This is a genomic window from Marinactinospora thermotolerans DSM 45154, from assembly GCF_900167435.1.
Classification (GTDB): domain Bacteria; phylum Actinomycetota; class Actinomycetes; order Streptosporangiales; family Streptosporangiaceae; genus Marinactinospora; species Marinactinospora thermotolerans.
Map to the genome: position 1 here is coordinate 146,972 of NZ_FUWS01000005.1, position 21,735 is coordinate 168,706.

A 21,735-nucleotide genomic window follows, 5' to 3' on the forward strand; every position below is an offset into this window, starting at 1 on the left:
CGCGCCCAGACCGAACTGCGCAACGCCCACACCGGCCTCGACCAGGCCCGCGACCGCTACACCCAGGCCGGCGGCACCTTCACCGACGACGGCGCCCCCAGCACACCCACCCCGTTCGGCCCCCGCTCCGGCCAGGTCCCGGCTCCGTCACCCACCACCAGCACCGGGGACAGCAGCGCGGTCCCCGCGCCCCCATCCGGCGACACCACGCTGCGGGCCTGGCCGAGCGACCCGACCGTCCAGGTCAACCTGGCGTTCACCGACCCGCCGTCTCCGGCGAGCCAGGCCGGGCCGTCCACGTTCCCCGGTGCGCAGCAGCCGCCCGCCGGGTTCCGCCTCACCGACCTTCCGCACCAGGTGCAGGCAGACCTCGCGCGGCACTTGGCTGCCAACCTGCGCCCGGGCGTTCCCGAACAGGCCGCCCTCCCGTTGCTCGCCGCCTACTACAACCACCACGTCAACGGCGCAGCACTGGCCGACGTGGCCGCGCCCTTCGCCAACGGCCGCCCGCCCGAGCAGATCGCGCCGGTCATGCGCGACCAGTGGAACCAGTGGCGTCAGGACGGCTCACTGTTCTGGGCGGTCAACACCCTCTCCACCCACGGCGTGCCCGTACCCACAGACACGTGGTCACGGTTCCTCCCCGACGACTCGCTGGACGACGCGGCGAACGTGCCGGACTCTGGGAGCGACGCGGCAACGCCACAAGGTCCCGCCCGCGTTCCCACGCCGCTACAGCGGGAGATCGCGCAGCACCTGGATTTCGACACCCACCCGCGCCTCAACACGAGTAGCACGGTGCCCCTGTTCACCGCCTACCTCGCTCACCAGCGCGGCGTTCCCATGCCGGAGATCGTTTCGCACTTCCACAGCCGCTCGCTGAGCCCGGTGGAGGTCGAACAGATCATTCGTGAGCAGTGGGCGCTGTGGCACCGCTCCAACACCCTGAACAACGCCCTGGACGTCTTCACCGACAACGGCACCGACGTGCCGTGGACCATGCGCATTCCTCCCGCGTTGCCGTGGCTGGGCAACGGCGAGGAGCCCGATGGCGTCGGCATGCAGCACGCCCGCCGCTTCGACAACGACCAGGAGGCCATCGACTGGGCACAGACCATCATGCCGTCGCCGAACCTGATGGAGGACTCGTACGACGCACTCGAAACGTACGCGGCCGACGGATACGAGTTCATTAAGGCGGGCCTGCGAGAGGGCAAGGTCGTCGTGCAGCCGGGACAAACCCGGCAGGAGGCCGAGCAGTCCCTCACCGAGTTGGTCGCGAACATCGACGCCGGGATCGCCGAATCGACGTTGCCGGAGTCCGTCATCCTGCACCGTGGGGTCAACTGGGACTACATCGAGCGGATGTTGCGGGACCGCCACCCCAACATGGATCCGCGTGCGGCCGCGGCTGACCCCAGGATCCTCCAGAGCCTGGTCGGTATGACGTTCACCGATACCAGCTACGCCTCGACGTCCATCGGCACGCACTCCCCCATGCAGCGCGATGCCTACTTCATGATCCGGGCACCCAAGGGGCACCCCGCTATCAACCTCATGGACATCTCCAAGGTTGGGACACCCGAGCGGGAGATCCTGCTGCCCCGGGGAACCAAGTTCATCATTCACGCCGTCTACCCGCGGCGGGCTCCGCTTCCGCAGAGCCTGCTGATCCGGCCGCAGCTCTTCTTCGAGATCGAGATTGTGCCCACCAGCTGGAATCCGCCTCCTGGCTGGCGGCCCGCCCCGCTCGGTGACGCAGATCGCGGCTACTGGAACGCCGACCGGGTTCCGGACGACAATCCCATCCCCCAGTTGATCAGCGATGCCACCCTGGATCAGTGGCAGGGCGCCGGCGGAACCGTCCAGATCCACACGGCGCTCACGGACCCCGGGGACGCGCCCCAGCCGGACAGCGACGGCCGCGACGACCGGGGGCCTCGGGTGCCGGTGGATGAGGCTCGCTCTCACGTGAGCCGTGCCCAGGCCGACGTCGTCCGGTTTGAAACGAACCTGGAGAACACCCGCAGCGAGCTCGGCCTCGCCGACGACGACCTGACCTACCTGGGCGGGCTCGTCGAGGCCGCCCAGCTGCGGGTCACCGCCGCCCAAGCCGAGATCGACCTCGCCCAGGCCCGCCTCGACGACGCGCGCGGCAGCCGCATGGGCACCGAAACCGCGCGGGCAGAGCTGGCCCGCGCCCAGACCGAACTGCGCAACGCCCGCACCGGCCTCGACCAGGCCCGCGAACGGTTCATCGAGGCTGGCGGCACCATCGACCGGACTCCGTCCGCTCCCCCCACGGCGCCCACCCTAGGAGCGGACGGCGGCTCCACCTTCCGGGGCGACGGCACTGGCGACGTCATGGTCAACACCTCCATCGACCCGCCGCAGCCGCCTGCCGGGGCAGGCCAGTGGTCCGCCACCCCGCTGGGCGGGGACCCGCTCAGTAAGCGCGTCTCGTCCGCTTCCGAGGCCTCGGACGGCTCGGACGTCATCATGGGCAACGACTCCGACGACGCCATGGACGTCGATCCCTCCGACGGCCCGTTCGACACCGTGGACGTGAGCCCGCTGCTCGACGGAATCGACGACCTCGAGGCGGACGACGCCGCCGCATTGCTGCGCACCTACTACGACCACCACGTCAATGGCCAGAGCCTGGACACGGTGTTCGGGGGCGACACGGACAGGGAGGAGCAGTACCTGAACTACACCAGGTACTGGCAGGAGAACGGCGCCCTGCTCCAGGCTTTGCACAACCTGAGCGACGCGGGGATCATCGAGCCGCCGGGCGGCTGGGAGCGGGTCGCCAACTCCCCCCTCCGCACCGCCGCGCTGTCCGACGAGCTCGCCGAGCGGTTCGGCAGCCGCCCCGGGCAGACCCGCGACTTCGCCGTCCCCACCGGCCATGGCGCCGTGCTGCCCGCGCGTATCACTCAGCGCGGAAGTTTCCCCGACTCCACACATCCGCGCTTCGAGTGGAACCGGATTCCACGGGTGACGCCGGACGGCCGCGACACCGTCGAGACCGTGGTGCGCCTTGAACGGCTGCAGAGCTTCGCCGGTCCACGCCCCGACGTCATCGTCCGGGCCGAGAACGAGCTGGTCCGCGCGATGGAAGCTCAGATCAACGACGGGCGCATCGTCACCTACAGCAACGGCGCCAGCGAGCGGATCCCCTACACGCTGCGCAACGGCGCCGAACTGCGGCTCCGCGTCGAACTCGTCGACCGCGACCAGGCCGACCGCTACCGGCTGCACGGTCACCTCGACTGGGGCCAGCCGGCACTGGCCGGGACCGGGCCGCAGCCGAACCACACAACGGCCGTGCCCGACGTGCTCTCCTGGTTCGGGCTCACCGAGTCGGGCGCGTCCCAGGCCACACGGACCGGCGCTCACGACGCCCCACCGGCCCGGGTCACCGCCGTCTCGCTGTCCCGGATCTCCGCCCTGACCGCCGAGTCCACCAGCAGGCCCGCCCCCGTGTACGACAACCTGGTCGACCGTGAGCACTGGAAGGACGCCCGCGACCACGTCCCCGTCACCGTCATCGGTGCGCGGGCCGGCTCGTCCGGTGTAGAACGCCAGCGTGGTCCGGAGCTCCTGACCACGTCCACTCTGCCGGGTCTCACCACGGCCGACGATCCCGATGGCGTCCCCGTGCCGGGCAACCCGGATGGCGCACCCGAATTTGTGCGGCCCGCCGACCTGCACGACTATAAGGTTTTCGCTCATTTTGAGGTCCGCCGCATTCCCATTCCCGAGGAATTCCGCACGCCTGGCGGCCCCTCGCACGTCCGCGAGCTCACCGTCCGCATCAAGTTCCGCTCGGATGAGGTCGACCCCGACGTGGCCGCCCGGAGTCTGCGTGACTACCGTGAGACGCTGGAGGCCGCGTGGAACTACCGGCACCGGCTCCCCAACGAGGACGGTTCCCCCGGCGACCAGCTGCACTTCACAGTCGAGGAGGCCGGCGCCCCCGGCGTCACCGGCCCCACCCACCGATGGGTCAAATGGGTTCCGTCAGTGGACGGCGAAATTCCACGGGCCACCATGCGAATCTGGCCCGTGGACGGTCCCCCCATCGTGCCGCTCCACGAGACGGGGCACATGTACGGGCTCGTCGACGAATACTTTGAAAGCGATAACCCCGGGCTGTTCCGGATTCGCCCCGACCAGTCACGGGTGGACATGGCGCCCGGCAACCTCATGTCCTGGTCGCACCTCCCGTTTGCGCGGCTGCGCGGGCACCACCTCGACGAGCTCGCCACGCTCACGCGTCCGGCGCTCGACCGTGACACGGGCGGCCCCACTCCCTACGAACCCCCGGTGCGGATCGCGGACCTCACCGAGGAAACGGCGGAACGCATCGGTACCCCGCTCCAGCAGGCGGCACCCGACGTCGTGGACGACTACGAGCAGGCGCTCGCGTTCCTCGGCGCCTATCTGGACTACCAGCGCGGCGACAGCGTGGAGCAGGTCACCGAGAATCTGGGCCGCTACGAGAGCCCAGCCGATGATGGCGGCACTCGCCTCACGACGCCGGACGAGAAGTGGCAGATGCTGCAGCAGGCGTGGAACGCCTGGCGGGCATCCGGGGCGCTGGACACGGCCCTGGCGGACCTCGCGGCGCTGAACACCTCGCCGTTCTCCACAGCGGGTAACCCGGCTGCCGCGCGACCGGCCTCCGGCAGCGCCTCGGACTCCGCGCGGTCCAGTGATGACTCCGACGTGGAAATGTCGGACGGCGAGGCTCCGCGCGCGTTCTCGAAGCCGCCCAAGCCGTCCGGCGCGAACCCGGCGCACGCCGGCGACTCGACCGGCCACGTGTCCGGCAACCGGGTCGATACCGACGCCTTGCTCCGGGAATCGCAGGCAAATCCCACGCTCGACGTGAACATGGCGCGACTGTCCACCACCGCCGCCGGAAACCGGCAGGACCTGCCGGCCCAGGAGCCCAGCGGGCCGCCCTCCGGCCGCAGCACGTCCAGCCGGGGCATGCGCACTGGCCAGCCGCCGTTCACCAGCGACGACGCCCGCACCTGGCTCGACCGGCGCTTCCCCGTGCCGCCGCTGACCGACGACCAGCGGGCCTACCTGCGCTTCTACCGGGCGCACGGCAGCGACACCATCAACAAGGCGCTCCAGTCCGATCACGAGCCGACCGACAGCCTGCGCAAGGCGGTCGACAACCTTGACTCGGCGTTCCAGCACTGGGGGCTGCCCGAGTCGGTGATTCTCTTCCGTGGGGCGAACTCCGACCTGGCCCACCGGATGGGCGCCTCGGTGAATGACCCGGCGTCCATGCACGGGCTGGTAGGCAAGGTGCACACCGAGCCCGGCTACCTCTCGACGTCGGCCATCCCGCACTCCGACTACACCGCGCGGCGGATCTACGTCATGTTCCGCGCCCCGGCCGGCTACCCGGCGCTGAACGCGGAAAAGGCGGTGCGCAACGGCCAGGACGAGCAGGAGGTGCTGCTCCGGCGCGACAGCAGTTTCGTCATCCACGCTGTCGCCGAGCGTCCCGACCCCTACGGCATGAAGTCGTGGTTCATCGAGGCGGAGCTCGTCCCGGACGGGTGGACGCCCCCGCCCGGCTGGACCCCCACTCCCTACGGCGCGAACCTGGACATCGAGGGGCAGCTGGTCCTGTCGCCGAACGGAAGCGGGCCGGCGGCCGGGACCGGTCCGCTGACCGTGAACATGACGGTCACGGACCCGGCAACGCTGGAGACCGGGAACGGCACCCGGCCGGACGCCGGCCACCACGACGGCGCCTCCACCACCACCGGCCCGGACCCGAGTGAGCGCGCCGTGGACGAGGCGCGGGCCGAGGTGGCCCAGGCGCAGGCCGACGTCGTCCAGTTCGAGACCGACCTGGAGACCCTCCGCACGAACTTCGGGATCGCCGGTGACGACCTGTACTACCTGGGCGGGCTGGTCGAGGCCGCCCAGCTGCGGGTCACCGCCGCCGAAGCCGAGGTCAACCTCGCCCAGGCGCGGCTGAATGACGCACGCGGCAGCCGCATGGGAACCCAGACCGCGCGGCAGGACCTGGTCCGCGCCCAGACCGAGCTCCGCAACGCCCACGACCACCTCGGCCAGACCCGCGACCGGTTTGTGCAGGCCGGCGGGGGCATCCGCCCCGACGGCAGCCCCGACCGGCCCGCGCCCGCGGTCTTTGACGTCGATCCCGGATTCCCGTGGTCTGGATCCGGCGGGCCCATCAGCCAGATGGCCGCGCCGGGAACCATGCCGCCCCCCGTGACGCAGCCCGGGCAGGACAACGGCGAGGAGGACGAGGCTGTCCCCAGCGCTGGTGAGCCGCCGCTCGGTGACCCCGGCCGTGACGGCTCCGGGGCCGGCCCCGAGCCGGCGGAGACCGAAACGGCAGAGACCCAGCCGGCGGAGTCCGAAACGGCGAAGCCGGAGCCGCCGAGCATGGCCGAAATTTTTCGGCAGGCCCTGAACGGCGGGAACAGCGGAAACTGACGGCTCCGCATACCACATGCCTCTTGAAGACCGGTAGAACGGACACCAAGATGACAGAACAGACGAACCCGGCCGCTTCCGGGGCCGTGGCGGAGCCGGAATCCGCACCGGAACCGGAGCCCGCGGCGCAGCCGGACCCGGAGGTGCGGACGGCACCCGCCTCCGAGCCGGAACGCGCGGCGGACGGCCCGTTCCGCCACCCCCGCTGGCACCCCGACGGCTCCACCGTCCGGGTCGACCACGTCCCCGACCAGTACGCCTGGCAGTACCAGTCGCCGGTACTGCGGGCGCCGCTGGCAGACGAGGACGGGGTCCAGCTCGGCTGGGTGTGGACGGACGGGCACCAGGCGGCCGGATGGAGCGAACCCGCCACACCCCCGGCCGGGTTCGAGGAGGGGGCCGCCCGAGTGCGAGCCGGAGCGCACGTCTGGGCCGGGCTGCGCGACGCCAAGGGGCGGGGCGAGCCGGCCGCGAGTGTGCTGCGTCCCGACCTGTACGCCCCCTACCAGCTGGGCGCTCCGCAGAGCGCCACACGGCCGGACGCGCCGGAGCCCCGGCCGTGAACCACCGCAGGCGCCGCCCGGCACGGACGGCCGCCATCGACCCCACCCCCGTCGTCTGAGCACTGCCACCCCGTCCCCGCCGCGAGCCGAGCGCGGCCCCGGCGATTCCCCCTGGGTTGTGGAAAGGACCGTCAATGACCGAGAAGATCGAGGGCGGCCAGGAGAAGGCGCTGACCCCCGCCACCTCGCCAGACCAGCCGCCTTCCCCGCCGCCTGCGGTCAGCGGCCGGACAGACGTCCCCGAGGCGTCCAGTGCGGCGTCCCCGGCCGAACAGGCGGAGGCGGCCACCGCCACCGCGACGGCGGCCGCCCACCCCCGCGCGTTCGATGCGGTGGGCGCCGTGGCCCGCGCTCCCCTGGACCCGGTCGAGCCCAGCCCGCAGCTGGGCCGCCCCGGCCCGCCCGTGCTGGCGGGCGCCGCGATCGCCGGGCTCGTCCTCATCGCCGCGCCGTTCGCGGTGTCCGCGAGCACTCAGAGCAGCACGCTGGAGACGGTGCCGCTCACCTCGGGCAGCCTGATCGCCGGCACCAGTGACCGGGAGGGCAGCGAGAACGCCGCGGGCTCGTCCGCTTCCGGGAGCAACGGCACGGCGGAGGCGGCCACGACCGGCAGCGTCAACGACACGGCCTCGGACGGCTCGGGCGGCTACGTGCCCGAGGTGCGGGAGGAGCCTTCGGGCAGCGCGGCCACTCCGGACCCGGGCACCGGGGAGACCGGTGAGGAGGAGCGCAGCGACCCAGCGCCGGACGGCACCTCCGGCGAGACGACCACCACGAGCGGCAGCGGGGACCAGTCGGGCGGCTCCGGAGACGCGCCGGAAGCCCGCATCTCCGACGAGGACGCGCCCGGCATCATCGGCTCGCTGCCGGAGGTGGGGTCGCGGAGCTCCACCGGCGAGGACGACGGCGACGGCGAACGCTCGTCGCGGCCGGACGACACCGAGGACAGCGGCGGCAGCGGGGACACCGGGAGCGCCGGCAGCACGGAACGGTCCACGGACTCCGGGCAGCAGAGCGCCGACGGCGACGGCGCGAGCACGCTGGCGCAGGCGGCGTCGGCCAGCGAGCGGGAGGAGCGCTCCGCAGCAGAGGGCGAGACGTCTCAGGGCGAGGAAGGCACGGCCGAGGGCGGGGAGCAGTCCGGCCAGCGGACGCCGGAGAACGAGGAGAACGCCGACGTCCCGCCACCCGCGCCGGCCGCGTCCGAGGAGCCCGCGGAGTCGCAGCCGTCCACGCAGGCCTCCCCGGCCGCGTGGAGCTTCTCCGAGATCGTCGGCCCCGGCTGCGCCTCGGACGAGGCCGCGTCCTACGGCCGCGCCGGCGCGTGGCACGAGGGTGACGGCACCGCCTCGTGGGCCGTGCGCGAGGGTGCCGACCCCCAGGAGGACTGCACCGCCGCCTACGACGCGATCCCCGTCTCGGGCGACCCCGAACGCGGCGACGGCCAGTACGCCTACTGGACGTTCACCCCGGGTCGGCCGGGGGTGGCCTGCGACATCTACGTGCACGTCCCCGACGACGAGAGCCCGTTGTGGGTGGCGGAGCGGGAGGCCAAGTACCAGGTCTTCCCTGGGCCGACCTCCGAGGGCGAGGCGATCGGTGTCTTCGGCGTCGAGCAGTCCGCCGTGCGCGGCGGCTGGGTCCAGGTGACCGGGTTCACCTCGCCCGCCGAGAGCTTCACCGTCCAGTTGACCAACATCGGCGAGGACACGGTGGGCGGAGAGGGCGAGGCCCGCTCGCACGTCGCCGCGTCGGTGGTCCGGGCGACCTGTTCGTGACGTGGTGGGCGGGACGGCCTGGCCGTCCCGCCCCACCGCGTACCGGGCCGGCCAGGCCCGGGACCGAGAGAACCCCCGGATTCGGGGGACCCAGAGGAAAAGGGAAGACGAGATGGCGAGGCAACTCCTCACGGTAGCCCCGGATGGACACGCGACGATCGGGGCCGCGGTGGCGGCGGCCGAGAACGGCGCCCTCATCAGCATCGCACCGGGCCGTTACGAGGAGAGCCTGGTGCTGATGAAGGTCGTCACGCTGGTGGCGCGGGACGGCCGCGGCAGCGTCGAGGTGGTCGCCGGGTCCGGCAGCGTGGTCGTCTCGGCGGCCGAGGCCGTCAAGTTGTCCGGGATCGTCCTGCGCGGCCTCGACGGGGACCGGCCCGCGGTCGACATCGCCGCCGGCCAGGCCGAGATGGCCGACTGCGAGGTGTCCGGGGCGGCGTGGACGGCGGTCGTGGTGCGCGACTCCGGCGCGCTGGCGATGCGCGAGAGCAGGGTGACCTGCTCGGCGGGCGCGGGGGTGGTCATCACCTCGCCCGAGCGCAGCGTGATCGAGGACTGCCTGATCGAGGACGTCCAGACCAGCGCCCTGGTCCTCGGCGAGCAGGGCGCTCCGACGGTGCGTTCGTGCGTCTTCCGCGACGTGCGCGGCAACGGGGTGTTCGCCAGTGGCCGCTCCGGCGGCCTGGTCGAGGACTGTGAGATCTCCGGGTGCGCCAAGCCCGCCGTCGCGTTGGAGGACGACGCCTCGACGTCGCTGCGCGACCTGCGGGTGCACGGCACCTCCGACGACGGCCTGGTGCTGTCGACCCGGTCCCGTGTCGACGTCGAGGACTGCCGGTTCGAGGACATCGGCGGACGCGGCGTGGCCGTGCACAACGGCGCCGACCCGCAGCTGCGCCGGGTCACCGTGGAGCGCTCCACCGGGGCGGGCATCCACCTGTGGGGCAAGGCCCGGGGCATGTTCACCGACTGCGAGGTGATCGACGCCGGCGGGGACGCGGTGCGCGCCGAGGAGCGTTCGACGACCTCCTTCGTCGGTCTGATCGTGCGCGGCGGCAACGGGGTCTCGATCACCGGCGGCAGCACCGTGGAGTTCGACCGGGGGCTGGTCTCCGGCACGAAGGGCGCCGGCTTCGTGGTCGAGGCCGCCAGCCCCTTCCTGCGGGGCCTCGCCGTCACCGACACCAAGGGCCAGGGCATCCGCTTCGTCAAAGACGGGCAGGGTCGCCTGGAGGATGTGACGGTCGAGCGCACCGGCAAGAACGCGATCCAGGTGGACGAGGGGTCGCGTCCGCTGCTCACGGGTGTTCAGATCCGCGAGAGCCGCGACGCCGGCGTCGCGGTGGGCGCGGCGGCACGCGCCGACCTGCGCGACTGCGACATCTCCGACTGCACCGGGGACGGTGTCGCCGTGCTCAACGGCGGCGAGGCGTCGCTGCTGCGCACCCGGGTCTACAACGGCCGCCGCAACGGCGTGCTGGTGGCCGCGGGCGCGCGGGCGAACCTGCGCCGCTGCGAGCTGTTCGGCAACGGCGGTGACGGCGTCCTCGTGCACAGCGCCGAGGACGTCGTGGTCGAGGACTGCTCGGTGCGCGACAACGCCCGTGCCGGTCTGCGCCAGACCGTGCGCAGCGAGCGGATCCGCGCCCAGGACCTTCTGAGCAGCGGGAACGGCGCCCCCGACGCCTACGGCGAGAACGCCGACGGCGGCGGCCAGGACGCGATGCCCTCCCCCCTGCCCTCCCCCTCCTTCTCGGCCGAGGCCCCCGAGAACGCGGAGCCCGAGTCCGAGGGCCCCCTGGCGGAGCTGGACGCGCTGGTCGGCCTGGCCAACGTCAAGCACGAGGTCCGGACCCTGATCAACCGCACCCAGATGGCCAAGCGCCGCGCGGAGATGGGGCTGCCCACGCCCTCGATGAGCCGGCACCTGGTGTTCGGCGGGCCGCCCGGTACCGGTAAGACCACGGTGGCGCGGTTGTACGGCCGGATCCTCGCCGAGCTGGACGTGTTGCGCTACGGGCACGTGGTGGAGGTGGCGCGGGCCGACCTGGTGTCGCAGTACGTGGGCGGGACCGCGATCAAGACCACCGAGGTGTTCGAGCGCGCCAAGGGCGGCGTGCTGTTCATCGACGAGGCCTACACCCTGTCGGGCAAGCAGGACGGCGGCAGCGGCCCCGACTTCGGCCGGGAGGCCATCGACACCCTGGTGAAGCTGATGGAGGACCACCGCGACGAGGTCGTGGTGATCGTCGCCGGCTACACCGAGGAGATGCAGGGCTTCCTGGCCGCCAACCCGGGCATGGCCTCCCGGTTCAGCCGCACGATCGAGTTCCCCAACTACGAGGTGGACGAGCTCGTGCAGATCGTGGAGGGCATGTGCGAGGCCCACCACTACCAGCTCGCCGAGGAGACCCGGACGGCGCTGCGGGCGCGCTTCGACGGGATGCACCGGGGTTCGACCTTCGGCAACGGGCGTGACGCGCGCAAACTGTTCGAGGAGATGATCGACCGCCAGGCCTACCGGCTGGGCGGCGAGCCCCCGGACAACCCGGCCGACCTCACCCTGCTGCTGCCGGTCGACCTAGGCGTGGAGACCCCGGCCGAAGGGGCGTCGGACAAGCCCGTGGACGAGGTGGCAGCGCTGCGCGCCGAGATGGACGCCATGGTGGGGTTGAGCGGGGTCAAGGCGACGGTCAACGACCTGGCCAACCTGCTGGTCATGTCCCAGCAGCGCAAGGCGATGGGCCTGCCCGTGCCGTCGATGAGCCACCACCTGGTGTTCGCCGGCGCACCCGGTACCGGTAAGACAACGGTGGCCCGGCTGTACGGCAGGCTGCTGCACACGCTGGGGGTGCTGCCCAGCGGCCAGGTGGTGGAGGCGGCGCGGTCGGACCTGGTCGGCCGCTACATCGGGCACACCGCGCAGATGACGACCGAGGTGTTCGAGCGGGCCAAGGGCGGCGTGCTGTTCATCGACGAGGCCTACACGCTGACCCCCCGAGGGGGCAGCGGCGCGGACTTCGGCCAGGAGGCGGTGGACACCCTGGTGAAGCTGATGGAGGACCACCGCGACGAGGTCGTGGTGATCGTCGCCGGCTACACCGACGAGATGCAGCGCTTCCTCGACTCCAACCCGGGTCTGGCCTCGCGGTTCAGCCACCGGATCGAGTTCGCGAACTACAGCGACGAGGAGCTGGTGACGATCGTCGCGAAGATGGCCGCGTCGTCGGGGTACGAATGCGCCGAGGACACCCTGCACGCCCTGGCGGAGCACTTCTCCGCGGTGCCGCGGGACGCCTCGTTCGGTAACGCCCGCTACGCCCGCCAGGTCCTGGAGCGGATGATCACCCGGCAGGCGGGCCGGCTGGTGGAGCTGGGCGGCAACGTCGCCCGCGAGGACTTCACCACCCTGCTGCCGGCGGACGTCCCGGCGCCGGCCTGACCCACGGTCGGCGACCCCGGGCGGCCCGAAGCGCCACAGGGCGGGGTGGTCCCCTCGAAAGGTCTCGAAGGGGGCCACCCCGCCCACGCTCCATGAGAAGCCGGAGCCACGTCGGGCGCCGCCCTCCCTTCTCCGCCCGACTCGGTCCCGGATCCGCTTCCAGGAACCGGCCGACATCGGACAAACGGTCTGGACCTTGGGACGAGGACGCGGGCAGGCGGCCGAACGGCACGTTCCCGGCCGGCGGCCCCATATGCCGTCACGCCGTGGCCGCCCTCGGCTTGGGACGGGATGGGCGGTCCAGCGGAAACGCACGGTGGAGGCCGTCAGCCGACTGGAGTTTCACGCGTTCCCGCTTCGTCGAACAGTACGGTGACGGCCGGCGGATCGGCGCGTCTCCTCACCGAGACCGCTATCTGCCACTGGAGCCGAGAAGCCACCTCTTATTACCAATTCACACCTTTCACCCGTTTCTCTATGGAACACTGAGACGCAACACACACCCCTATCGGAGTTCACCCTTCGGTTCGGAGGCGTGCCCGGCAAGCAACGCGAACGGTCCACCGGGCGGCCAGAGAGGAACGGGACATGGAATTCACCGAGAGGACCGCCGCGCTCGCCGCGAAAGTGCAGAACCAACACGGCGCGATCCAGACCGAAGAGGCGACGAAGAACGCCTTTGTCATGCCGTTCATCTCGACGATCCTCGGTTATGACGTGTTCGACCCGCTGGAGGTCGTCCCCGAGTTCACCGCCGACGTGGGGGTGAAGAAGGGGGAGAAGGTCGATTACGCGATCATGCGCGACGGCGAGGTGCAGATCCTCATCGAATGCAAGAAATCAGGCGAAGCACTCAAGATCGAGCACGCTTCGCAGCTGTATCGCTACTTCTCCGTCACGAACGCGCGGATCGCCGTCCTCACCAATGGCGGTGCCTACCACTTCTACACCGACCTCGACGCTCCGAACCGGATGGACGCCAAGCCGTTCCTCGTCTTCGACTTCGGTGACATCGACGAGACCCTCCTCCCGGAACTTCGCAAACTAACGAAAGAGGACTTCGACCTCGATTCCGTCATCAGCGCGGCGGGAGAGCTCAAGTACATCGGCGAGATCAAGCGGACCCTGGCGGCGCAGTTCAAGGACCCCGACGACGAATGGATCCGCTTCTTCACCTCACGGGTCCACGAGGGCTCCTTCACCAAACGGGTCCGTGAGCAGTTCGCGCCGCTCGTGCGCAAGGCCGCGGCACAGTACCTGAACGACCAGGTCAACGAGCGACTGAAGACGGCGCTCAGCTCGGGACAGGACACGGAGTCCACGGCTGGGGCCATCAGCAGCGACGAGGTCGCGCAGGAGGATCTGGACCGGGACACGACGATCGAGACGACCCTCGAAGAACTAGAGGGGTACCAGATCGTCAAGGCGATCGCGTGCAGCGAGGTGAAACCGCAGCGCATCGCCCACCGTGACTCGAAGTCCTACTTCGCGATCCTGCTCGACGACAACAACCGCAAGCCGATCGCCCGGTTGCACTTCAACGGCAAGTCCAAGAAGTACCTCGGCCTGTTCGACGCCGAAAAGCGGGAGACCCGTCACCTGCTGGGCTCCCTCGACGACATCTACCTCCACAGCGAGACGATCCGCGCCTCGGTGCGCGGTTACCTGGACTGAGCACCGGACCACCGGGGCGGCCGTGGAGCCGCCCCGGGGTCACCGTGTCCGGCCGTCCCAGAGGCGGCGGGTGCGCGCGCCCGGGTCGGAGACGACCTCGCTCACCGGGTGGTCGAAGCGCATGGTGGCGCGGGTGTCCGGGTCCCAGCGCGGCCACCCGGGGTCGCCGGTGACCGCGAAGCGCACCCACGCGGCGTGCATGTCCTCGGCGAGCCCGCGCGGCGCGTCCGGACCGGTCAGCGTGGGGGCGGAGGTGCCGAAGACGAACGGGAGCTCCAGGGCGTGGCAGGCGCCGAGGCGCCCGCCGAGGACGGGCGTGCGCCAGGCGAACTCGTAGCCGAACGTCGCCGCGGGGGCGTCGGCCCGGGCCTCGGCCATCCGCTGCGCGGGGATGCGGAACACCTGGTCGGTGCTGACCGCCGCGAAGAGGTCGCCGGCGGTGACCGCGCCGGTGGCCTGCCGGTAGACCTCGGCGGCCTCGGGCCCCAGGCCGGCCTGGGTCAGGAGGCCGACGGCGAACTCCTCGGGGATGAGGTCGATCAGCCCGCCGGGGACGAGGAACAGCCGGTGCTCGTCGGTGGTGGTGCCGAACAGCAGGTCCACGTCGTGCCCGGCGCCGGCGCGGATGGCGTCGATCGGCCGCTGGGTGATGAGCTCGCCGTCGACGACGGGGGCGAAGGGCAGGAACAGCACTCCGGCGGCGATGCGCTCGCCCCACACCGCGGGGTCGGGGAGGCCTTGCAGCTCCAACGAGACCTGCGCCTGGGCGTGGAGCATCCGGTCCTGGGGGACGCCGGCGAGTCCCTCCGTCGTGGGGGCCACCCCCAGGCGGTCGGCGAGGACCCGGGTGACGACGGCGGCGTCGTCGCGCTGGTTGACCGCGTTGGCCGCGCCGGACTGGGCGATGGCCCGGTGGAACAGGCCGCGGGCGCGGGGCAGGCTGAGCAGCGTCGCGACGCTCATCGCCCCGGCGGACTCCCCGAAGACGGTGACGCGGTCGGGGTCGCCACCGAAGGCGGCGATGTTGTCGCGAACCCATTCGAGCGCGGCGATCTGGTCGAGCAGGCCGAGGTTGGCGGGCGCGTCCTCCAGGACCGCGAACCCCTCGACCCCGAGCCGGTAGTTGAAGGTCACGGCGACGACGCCGTCACGGGCGAAGGCCGTCGCGTCGTAGACCGGTTCGCTTCCCGAGCCGTTGGTGAACGCCCCGCCGTGGATCCACACCATGACCGGCAGCCCTGTGGCGCCGGGGTCGGGCGTCCACACGTTGAGGTTGAGGTAGTCGTCCCCGGGGATGAAGCGCTCGGAGATGAGCGCGTCCATGTTCTCGGGGTAGCGGGAGCGCGGCGCGGTCGGGCCGAACGCCCCGGCGTCGCGGGTCCCCTCCCGGGGTCGCGGGGAGGTGGGCGGGCGGAACCGGGCGGGGCCGACGGGTGGGGCGGCGTAGGGAAGGCCGCGGAACACCACGACGCCGTTCTCGGCGACGCCGCGGACCCTGCCGTCTCGGGTGTCGACCTCGGTTCGCATGTCCGTACCTCTTCTCTGGGCTCACCCCGTCCTATAGAGACCGACCGGTCGGTGTCAAGATGGCGGCGTGGTAAGGCGCCGCCGGCCGGCCCGCCGGTGGCACCCCGTTACCCGTGGTCCCGGAGCATGCCCGTGGCCCGCCCTCCCCCGCTTGCCTGGCCGGTCCTGGCTGCGATGGATCCTGGCTCCTTGCGCCCGCCGGGTCACTACAGTGGGCTCTCGTGCGAGTGACGTATGCGAGCGAACGCGGTGTCGGGGCCCGCAACGAGGACTACGCGGCGGCGGCGATGGACTGGGCGTTCGTGCTGGACGGCGCGACCGCGGCGCCGGGGGTGGACTCCGGCTGCCGGCACGACGTGCGCTGGCTGGTGGAGCGGTTGGGCGCGGCGCTGGCCTGGGAGTTGTCGGCGGCGCGCCGCCCGACGCTGCCCGACGCGCTGGCGGGCGCCATCGAGCGCGTGCGCGCCGACCACGGCGGCGGCTGTGACCTGGGCAACCCCGACAGTCCTTCGGCGACGGTGGCCGTCGCCCGCCGCGCCGAGGATGGCGCGGGGGTGGAGTACCTGGTGTTGGCCGATTCCGCGGTGCTGCTGCCCGACCCCGACGGGAAGGTGACGGTGGTCTGCGACGACCGCCTCGACCACCTGCCGGGCGGGCGCCCCTACTCGCGCGAGCTGGTCAGCGCCTCGCGCAACGTCCCGGGTGGTTTCTGGGTGGCGAGCACGGTCGCCGAGGCCGCCCACGAGGCGGTCACCGGCTCGGTGCGCTGCGAAGACCCCCGGTTCGCGCTGCTCACCGACGGCTGCACCCGCCTGGCCGAGTACTACGGGCATCCCTGGTCGTCGGTGTGGGAGCACCTCGACGAGCACGGCCCCGATTCGCTGATCTCCTGGGTGCGCGCGGAGGAGCGCCGCCACGGGGTGCCGCGCGGCAAGCGGCACGACGACGCGACGGCGCTGTACGCCCGGCCGTGACGCTGCGGGCGCCTCTCCCCGCACGATGGTCCACGAGTCGCATCGCCGGCGCTCCGTCGCGCCATGGCCGGGCCGGCCTGGTGAGCGCCGCCCATGCCGCCGCCGAGGACAGCCCCGTCCGGCTCGGTTCACCCCACTCTTCGACGACCTGGGCGAACACCTGACCACCGATCCGAATTGGCTGCCCAAGAGTGGTCCCGATCCGGCACCGCGCAAGACGTCATGGGCGAGACCCGTAGCGCATGCCGCGAGCCCGCCCATGACGACGGTTTCAGGCGACCTGATCCAAAGGCGGCAGGTAGGGGCGGACCAGGGTCTGCGTGGCGTAGTCGTCGGCGTCCGGGCCGTGTCCCCCCTCCACTCCGGGGTCGGCGGGCGCTTCCAGCGCGCGCGATCCGTCAAGGACCCGGCGCAGCAGAGCGGTGTCCGCGGAGGTCGCGGTGGGCCGCCTGCGGCGGTGACGCCCGATGTAGAGCGGCGGATCCGCGTGCCGGCCGGCCTCCCCCTCCGAAGGACTCCGGCGCGGTCCGGACGGCAGCCGCTCTCCACGGGAGGATGACGCCCCTTCCAGGACGGGCGCCTCCTTGTTCTCCGGCATCACCAGCGCCGCACGGGTGGCCGGATCGCGGTGGGCCGTCATACCGAACAGCCACAGCACCATCTCCTCCAGGACACGGCGGACAGTGGTCATTGGTGTCGGGCGGGTCCTAAGCTTGGTCATGTCCTCCACCTGTCGCTCAGGTCGGGGTCCACGCTCCGGGGATGGTCACGACATCCGCCGGAGCCTTCTCACGTTTGCCGTGCCGTCCGGCGCAGCATGAATCCCGCACAGGCCGTCGCGCGCGGGACATCGGGGTCTCCTCCGGCCAGGTCCAGGTTCCGGCGGAGCCCAGTCGCCAGGTACCGTCCGGGCAGATCGCCGGCCCCAGGCGGGTGTGCTCCGGAACGCCACGGCGCACCAGTGGCAGGGCGCCCACATGCCGGCGCTCCCGATCCCAGGTGACACGGGCGGCGGCCTCCCGGTGCCGAGCGTGGCCGCTCATCACACTCGCCCGTGCGCGGTCTCGGCGCGGATCCGTTCCTTCACCAGGACCGCCATCGCCTCCGACGGCGGGATGGGAGACGATCCAGCCGTCTTCCCCGCGAGGGGAAGGGCGAACCAGACCGACTTGCCCACCGGCAGGACCTCCACGCCACAGCGGCCCCGCGACAGCCGGGTGACCAGGGCCAGCCCCCACCCGCCCTCGGACAGTGGATCGATCTCGGCCGGGTCCTTCACCGAAGGCAGTTCCGGCATCCCACGTCCGGCGTCACGCACCTCCACCACCGCACAGGCCGCCCCCGCCAGCCACACCACGACGCCGACCGGATCCGCCCCATGCCGTACGGCGTTGGCCACCAGCTCACCGACCATGAGCTCGGCGTCGTCAAGGTCGCCACCGGCCACGTGAAGCTGATGTAGCCGCTGTAGGACGCCGTGGCGCACACGGCTCACATCACGGCTTCCCTCCACCGACCTCCATTGGGCACCGGTGAATCGAGCATCTGTCATGTCCCTCCCCCTCCCCTTCGCTACTGAGAGCGAAGACGCGAGAACAATGAGTAGAAGGTAACTCACCCTGTGCCATTGGTCTAGTGCCAATGGCACTGAGCTAAGAGCTCCGCCTCTCTTCGAGGGAGTCACCCCGCTTAAGCCAAGGTCGCCCCCTCCCACCTGGACGGGCACAATGACTGAGCGCACACGACGCGACGGACGGCGCACGGAGGAGAACACATGCCACCGATCCAGGCACCCACGATCCGCCTGCGCCAGCTCGGCATGGAACTACGCAGACGACGCGAACAGGCCGGCGTGAAACTGGAAGAAGCAGCGGCCCACCTGGAATGCTCGACCACACGAGTGAGCCGGATCGAGCTGGCGAAAGCCAAACCCCGTATCCGCGATGTACGAGACCTGTGCGAGCTCTACCAGGTCCCTCCCGAAGTCCAGGATCACCTTCTCCAACTGGCCCGTGACGCCCAAACCCCTGGCTGGTGGTCCGAGTTCGAAGACGTCCTCTCCGCCGAGTTCGGCTCCTACATGGGCATGGAGCACGCCGCCGTCTCCCTGCGCGCCTACGAGGCTCAGCTCGTCCACGGCCTACTTCAGACCAGCGACTACGCCCGGGCCGTCCTGGAGCACACCTCGCTGGGACTGTTCGATGACAGCGACGAGCTGGTGCGCCGGATCGCCCTGCGCACCAAACGCCAAGAACTCCTGAAGCGCGCCGATCCGCCCTTCCGTCTAGAACTCGTCCTCGACGAAGCCGTCATCCGCCGCCCCATCGGAGGCTCCGAGGTCATGCGCGCCCAGCTCCAGCACCTGCTGGACGCCTCCCAACAGCCCAACATCGGTCTGAGGGTCCTGCCGTTCTCACGCGGTGCCCACCCCGCCCTGGACGGCCCCTTCTACCTCATAGGCTTCTCGACGCCGGCCCACCCTGACGTGGTCTACGTGGAATCCCAGGCCGGCAACGCCTACTTGGAAAAGCCTGAACAGATCGACCGGCACACGAAGATGTTCGACCTGCTCACCAGCGAAGCCCTCGACTACGAGGAGACCCGCCTCCTCATCGACGCCACCATCAAGGAACTGCGATGACGACCAACCCGGCAGAAAACGATCCCTTCCTGCGGTGGTTCAAGGCCACGGCCAGCCAGGGCTCAAGCGGCTGCGTCGAGGTCGCCCACACCGACCGGGGAACCTACGTCCGCGACTCCAAGGACCCCGAAGGCGGACGTCTCTTCTTCACCCCGCACGAATGGGAGTGCTTCCTCGACGGAGCCCGCAACGGCGAGTTCCACCGCCCCTGACCCCCGGCCACCCCACTGGCATCCCTGAAACAGGCCCGCCCATCATCCACCGGGCGGGCCTTCACCATTCATCACGGCCCCGGACGTCCCAGCCCGCACCTCTCCCCTCGACCACCACGCACAAGGCGACCGGATGCCGAGACGCCCAGAACGGGTATTCGCCGTGGGATGGGCCACATCCCGCCTCGTAGGATCGCCCCACCCGATCCGCGGCGACGAGGAGCGACCATGTCCGAGACCCCCGACTGGGCCAGGGATCCGCAGCGCCAGGTGCTGAGCGAGCGGCGTGACGGCGTGCTGCTGCTGACCCTGAACCGTCCCGAGCGGCTCAACGCCTGGACCCCTGCGATGGAGGAGCGGCTGTTCGACCTCCTGGAGGAGGCCGACGGTGACCCTCGGGTGCGCGCCGTCGTCATCACCGGTGCCGGGCGGGGATTTTGCGCGGGTGCCGACATGGAGGCGCTGGCCGCGCTGGATCCGGCCTCCTTCCGGCACGGACGCCGCCCCATGTCGATGCCGGTCAGGGTGCGCAAACCGGTGATCGCCGCGGTCAACGGCTCGGTGGCCGGGGTCGGCCTGGTGGCGGCCCTCTTCGCCGACCTCCGCTTCGTCGCGCGGGACGCCAAGATCACCACCGCGTTCAGCCATCGCGGACTGATCGCCGAGTACGGGATCGCCTGGCAGCTTCCCCGGCTGGTCGGCACGAGCCGAGCACTGGACCTGCTGCTGTCGTCGCGGATCGTGCTGGGCGAGGAGGCGGAGCGCATCGGTCTGGCGGATCGGGTGCTGCCGCGCGAGGAGGTGCTGGAGGCGGCGCTGGAGTACGCCCGGGAGCTCGCGCGCTCCTGCTCGCCGATGTCGATGGCGACGATCAAGGCCCAGGTCTACCGCGGGTTGGAGACCGGCCTGGAGGAGGCCGCGCGCGAGGCGGCCGAGCTGATGCCGGGGGCGTTCGCCTCGCCGGACTTCCACGAGGGGGTGGCGGCCTTCCTGGAACGGCGCCCGGCCGCGTTTCCCGGGCTGCCGGCCGGGGAGTAGCGCCGTCGTGAGGCCGCGGGCCGGCCGGGTCGGCCGGTCCGGGGTACCCCCCACCACCTCGAAAACAGATTTAGGTTAGGCTAACCTCTCAGTGGGATTTTGTCCCCTCATGTCGCTTTTTGTGTTTTTCGAGGATTGGATACCCGACCCGATGTCCCCCTTCAGCGAAGACGCTCCGTCCCCCGCCGGTGACGGCTCCTTGACCACGCGGCGTCGCGTCACCGCGAGCCTGCGGCTGACCGCCGTCGCGGCGGCCGGCCTGCTGGCCCTGACCGCCTGCGGCTCGGGCGGCTCGGGCGAGTCCACCGCCGAGGCCGACAACGCGGCCCCGGCCACGCGGACCGTCTCCACCGAGATGGGCGACGTCGAGATCCCCAGCGAGCCGCAGCGCATCGTCTCGCTCAACCCGACCCTCACCGGCGACCTGCTCTCCCTCGACGCCTCCGTGGCGAGCACGGCCGTCGGCATGAGCGGCGGCGTGCGCTACGACGAGGACGGCTTCCCGGTCCACTGGAACGGCGCCGCGCAGGAGGCCGGCGTCGAGATCTTCTCCACGACCGCCGACATCTCCCTTGAGGCGCTCGCCTCCGCCGAACCCGACCTGATCGTCGCCGGCGGCGTGGGCCGGCCGATGGCCACCGCCCGCGACATGTACGACCAGCTCAGCGCGGTCGCGCCGACGATCTTCATCGACTCCTCCGACTCCACCTGGCAGGAGCAGCTCACCACGCTCGGCGAGATGCTGGGCGCCGAGGACAAGGCCGCCGAGCTGCTCGACGGCTACGAGACCCGTGTCGCCGAGGTGACCGAGGGCGCCGACCTGCCCGAGCAGCCGACCAACGTCGCCTCGTCCGGCGAGAACGGCATCCAGACCCTCACCAACGAGTCGCCCGGCATGCGGCTGCTCACCGACTTCGGGTTCGAGCCCGCCGAGGAGGTCGCCACCCCCGAGGAGGGCAACAAGGAGTGGGCCCCGGTGAGCGAGGAGGAGATCACCGACGTGTTCACCGGCGAGACCCTGCTCGTCTATGAGAGCCAGACCAACACGCCGGTGTCGGAGCTGGCCGAGGACGCGCTGTGGAGCAAGCTGCCCGCGTTCGAGAACGACAGCGCCTTCCCCATCCCGACCGAGGTGCGCCGTCCCGACTACCTGGCGGCCATGTACGCGGCCGACTGGTTCGAGCAGGAGTTCGGCGCGCAGTCGTAGTCCCCGCGCCCGCTCCGGTGCCCCGCCGTCTCCCTCTTACGGCGGGGCACCGTCGTCTCCGACGCCGGGCGGCCCGGCCCGGTTCCCGTCCCGTCCGAGGAGCGCGGGGAGGGGACGGGCGTCCCGGTCGGGTACGGCCGGCGTACCACCTGGTCGGTATGCTCGGGTCGCCGGTTCCCGA

13 protein-coding genes are annotated in these 21,735 nt (G+C 71.3%); 10 read left to right on the top strand and 3 right to left on the bottom strand.

Annotation, left to right across the window (positions count from 1 at the left end; all coding sequences use genetic code 11):
• From B5D66_RS10460 to B5D66_RS10480, 5 genes are all read left to right on the top strand, one after another.
• A partial coding sequence (locus tag B5D66_RS10460) for an ADP-ribosyltransferase (protein ID WP_200813607.1) occupies positions 1–6,498 on the top strand: 6,498 nt, incomplete at its 5' end.
• Positions 6,499–6,548: 50 nt separating this feature from the next.
• Positions 6,549–7,061, top strand: a complete 513-nt coding sequence (locus B5D66_RS10465; protein ID WP_144390074.1) for a hypothetical protein — start codon at positions 6,549–6,551, stop codon at positions 7,059–7,061.
• A gap of 134 nt (positions 7,062–7,195) precedes the next feature.
• Complete coding sequence (locus B5D66_RS25455; protein ID WP_078761493.1) at positions 7,196–8,839, top strand: hypothetical protein; 1,644 nt, start codon at positions 7,196–7,198, stop codon at positions 8,837–8,839.
• A 112-nt stretch (positions 8,840–8,951) separates the two neighbouring features.
• Entirely contained in the window at positions 8,952–12,281 is a 3,330-nt protein-coding gene (locus tag B5D66_RS10475) for a right-handed parallel beta-helix repeat-containing protein (protein ID WP_078761494.1), read from the top strand.
• Between the two features lie 588 nt (positions 12,282–12,869).
• On the top strand, positions 12,870–13,955 hold the full coding sequence (locus tag B5D66_RS10480) for a type I restriction endonuclease (protein WP_078761495.1): 1,086 nt from the start codon (positions 12,870–12,872) through the stop codon (positions 13,953–13,955).
• A gap of 39 nt (positions 13,956–13,994) precedes the next feature.
• Here the strand turns inward: B5D66_RS10480 and B5D66_RS10485 are convergent, their stop codons facing one another.
• The gene (locus tag B5D66_RS10485) at positions 13,995–15,482 is read right to left on the bottom strand and encodes a carboxylesterase/lipase family protein (protein WP_078761496.1); all 1,488 of its coding nucleotides are present in this window, start codon (positions 15,480–15,482) and stop codon (positions 13,995–13,997) included.
• Positions 15,483–15,703: 221 nt separating this feature from the next.
• Between B5D66_RS10485 and B5D66_RS10490 the strand changes: the two genes are divergently transcribed.
• Complete coding sequence (locus B5D66_RS10490; protein WP_078761497.1) at positions 15,704–16,456, top strand: protein phosphatase 2C domain-containing protein; 753 nt, start codon at positions 15,704–15,706, stop codon at positions 16,454–16,456.
• Positions 16,457–16,727: 271 nt separating this feature from the next.
• On the opposite strand, the gene B5D66_RS10495 is transcribed toward B5D66_RS10490, so the two are convergent.
• Positions 16,728–17,147 carry a hypothetical protein gene (locus B5D66_RS10495; RefSeq protein WP_078761498.1) on the bottom strand — a complete coding sequence of 140 codons (420 nt, stop codon included), beginning with the start codon at positions 17,145–17,147 and terminating at the stop codon, positions 16,728–16,730.
• Between the two features lie 351 nt (positions 17,148–17,498).
• The gene (locus B5D66_RS10505) at positions 17,499–17,951 is read right to left on the bottom strand and encodes an ATP-binding protein (RefSeq protein ID WP_159457250.1); all 453 of its coding nucleotides are present in this window, start codon (positions 17,949–17,951) and stop codon (positions 17,499–17,501) included.
• A 279-nt stretch (positions 17,952–18,230) separates the two neighbouring features.
• Between B5D66_RS10505 and B5D66_RS10510 the strand changes: the two genes are divergently transcribed.
• From B5D66_RS10510 to B5D66_RS10525, 4 genes are all read left to right on the top strand, one after another.
• On the top strand, positions 18,231–19,097 hold the full coding sequence (locus B5D66_RS10510; protein WP_078761501.1) for a helix-turn-helix domain-containing protein: 867 nt from the start codon (positions 18,231–18,233) through the stop codon (positions 19,095–19,097).
• Complete coding sequence (locus B5D66_RS10515) at positions 19,094–19,309, top strand: DUF397 domain-containing protein (protein ID WP_078761502.1); 216 nt, start codon at positions 19,094–19,096, stop codon at positions 19,307–19,309. Before B5D66_RS10510 ends, B5D66_RS10515 begins: the two co-directional genes overlap by 4 nt.
• A gap of 228 nt (positions 19,310–19,537) precedes the next feature.
• Positions 19,538–20,347 carry an enoyl-CoA hydratase-related protein gene (locus tag B5D66_RS10520; RefSeq protein WP_078761503.1) on the top strand — a complete coding sequence of 270 codons (810 nt, stop codon included), beginning with the start codon at positions 19,538–19,540 and terminating at the stop codon, positions 20,345–20,347.
• A gap of 151 nt (positions 20,348–20,498) precedes the next feature.
• Complete coding sequence (locus B5D66_RS10525; protein WP_159457251.1) at positions 20,499–21,554, top strand: ABC transporter substrate-binding protein; 1,056 nt, start codon at positions 20,499–20,501, stop codon at positions 21,552–21,554.
• Positions 21,555–21,735 lie beyond the last annotated feature (181 nt).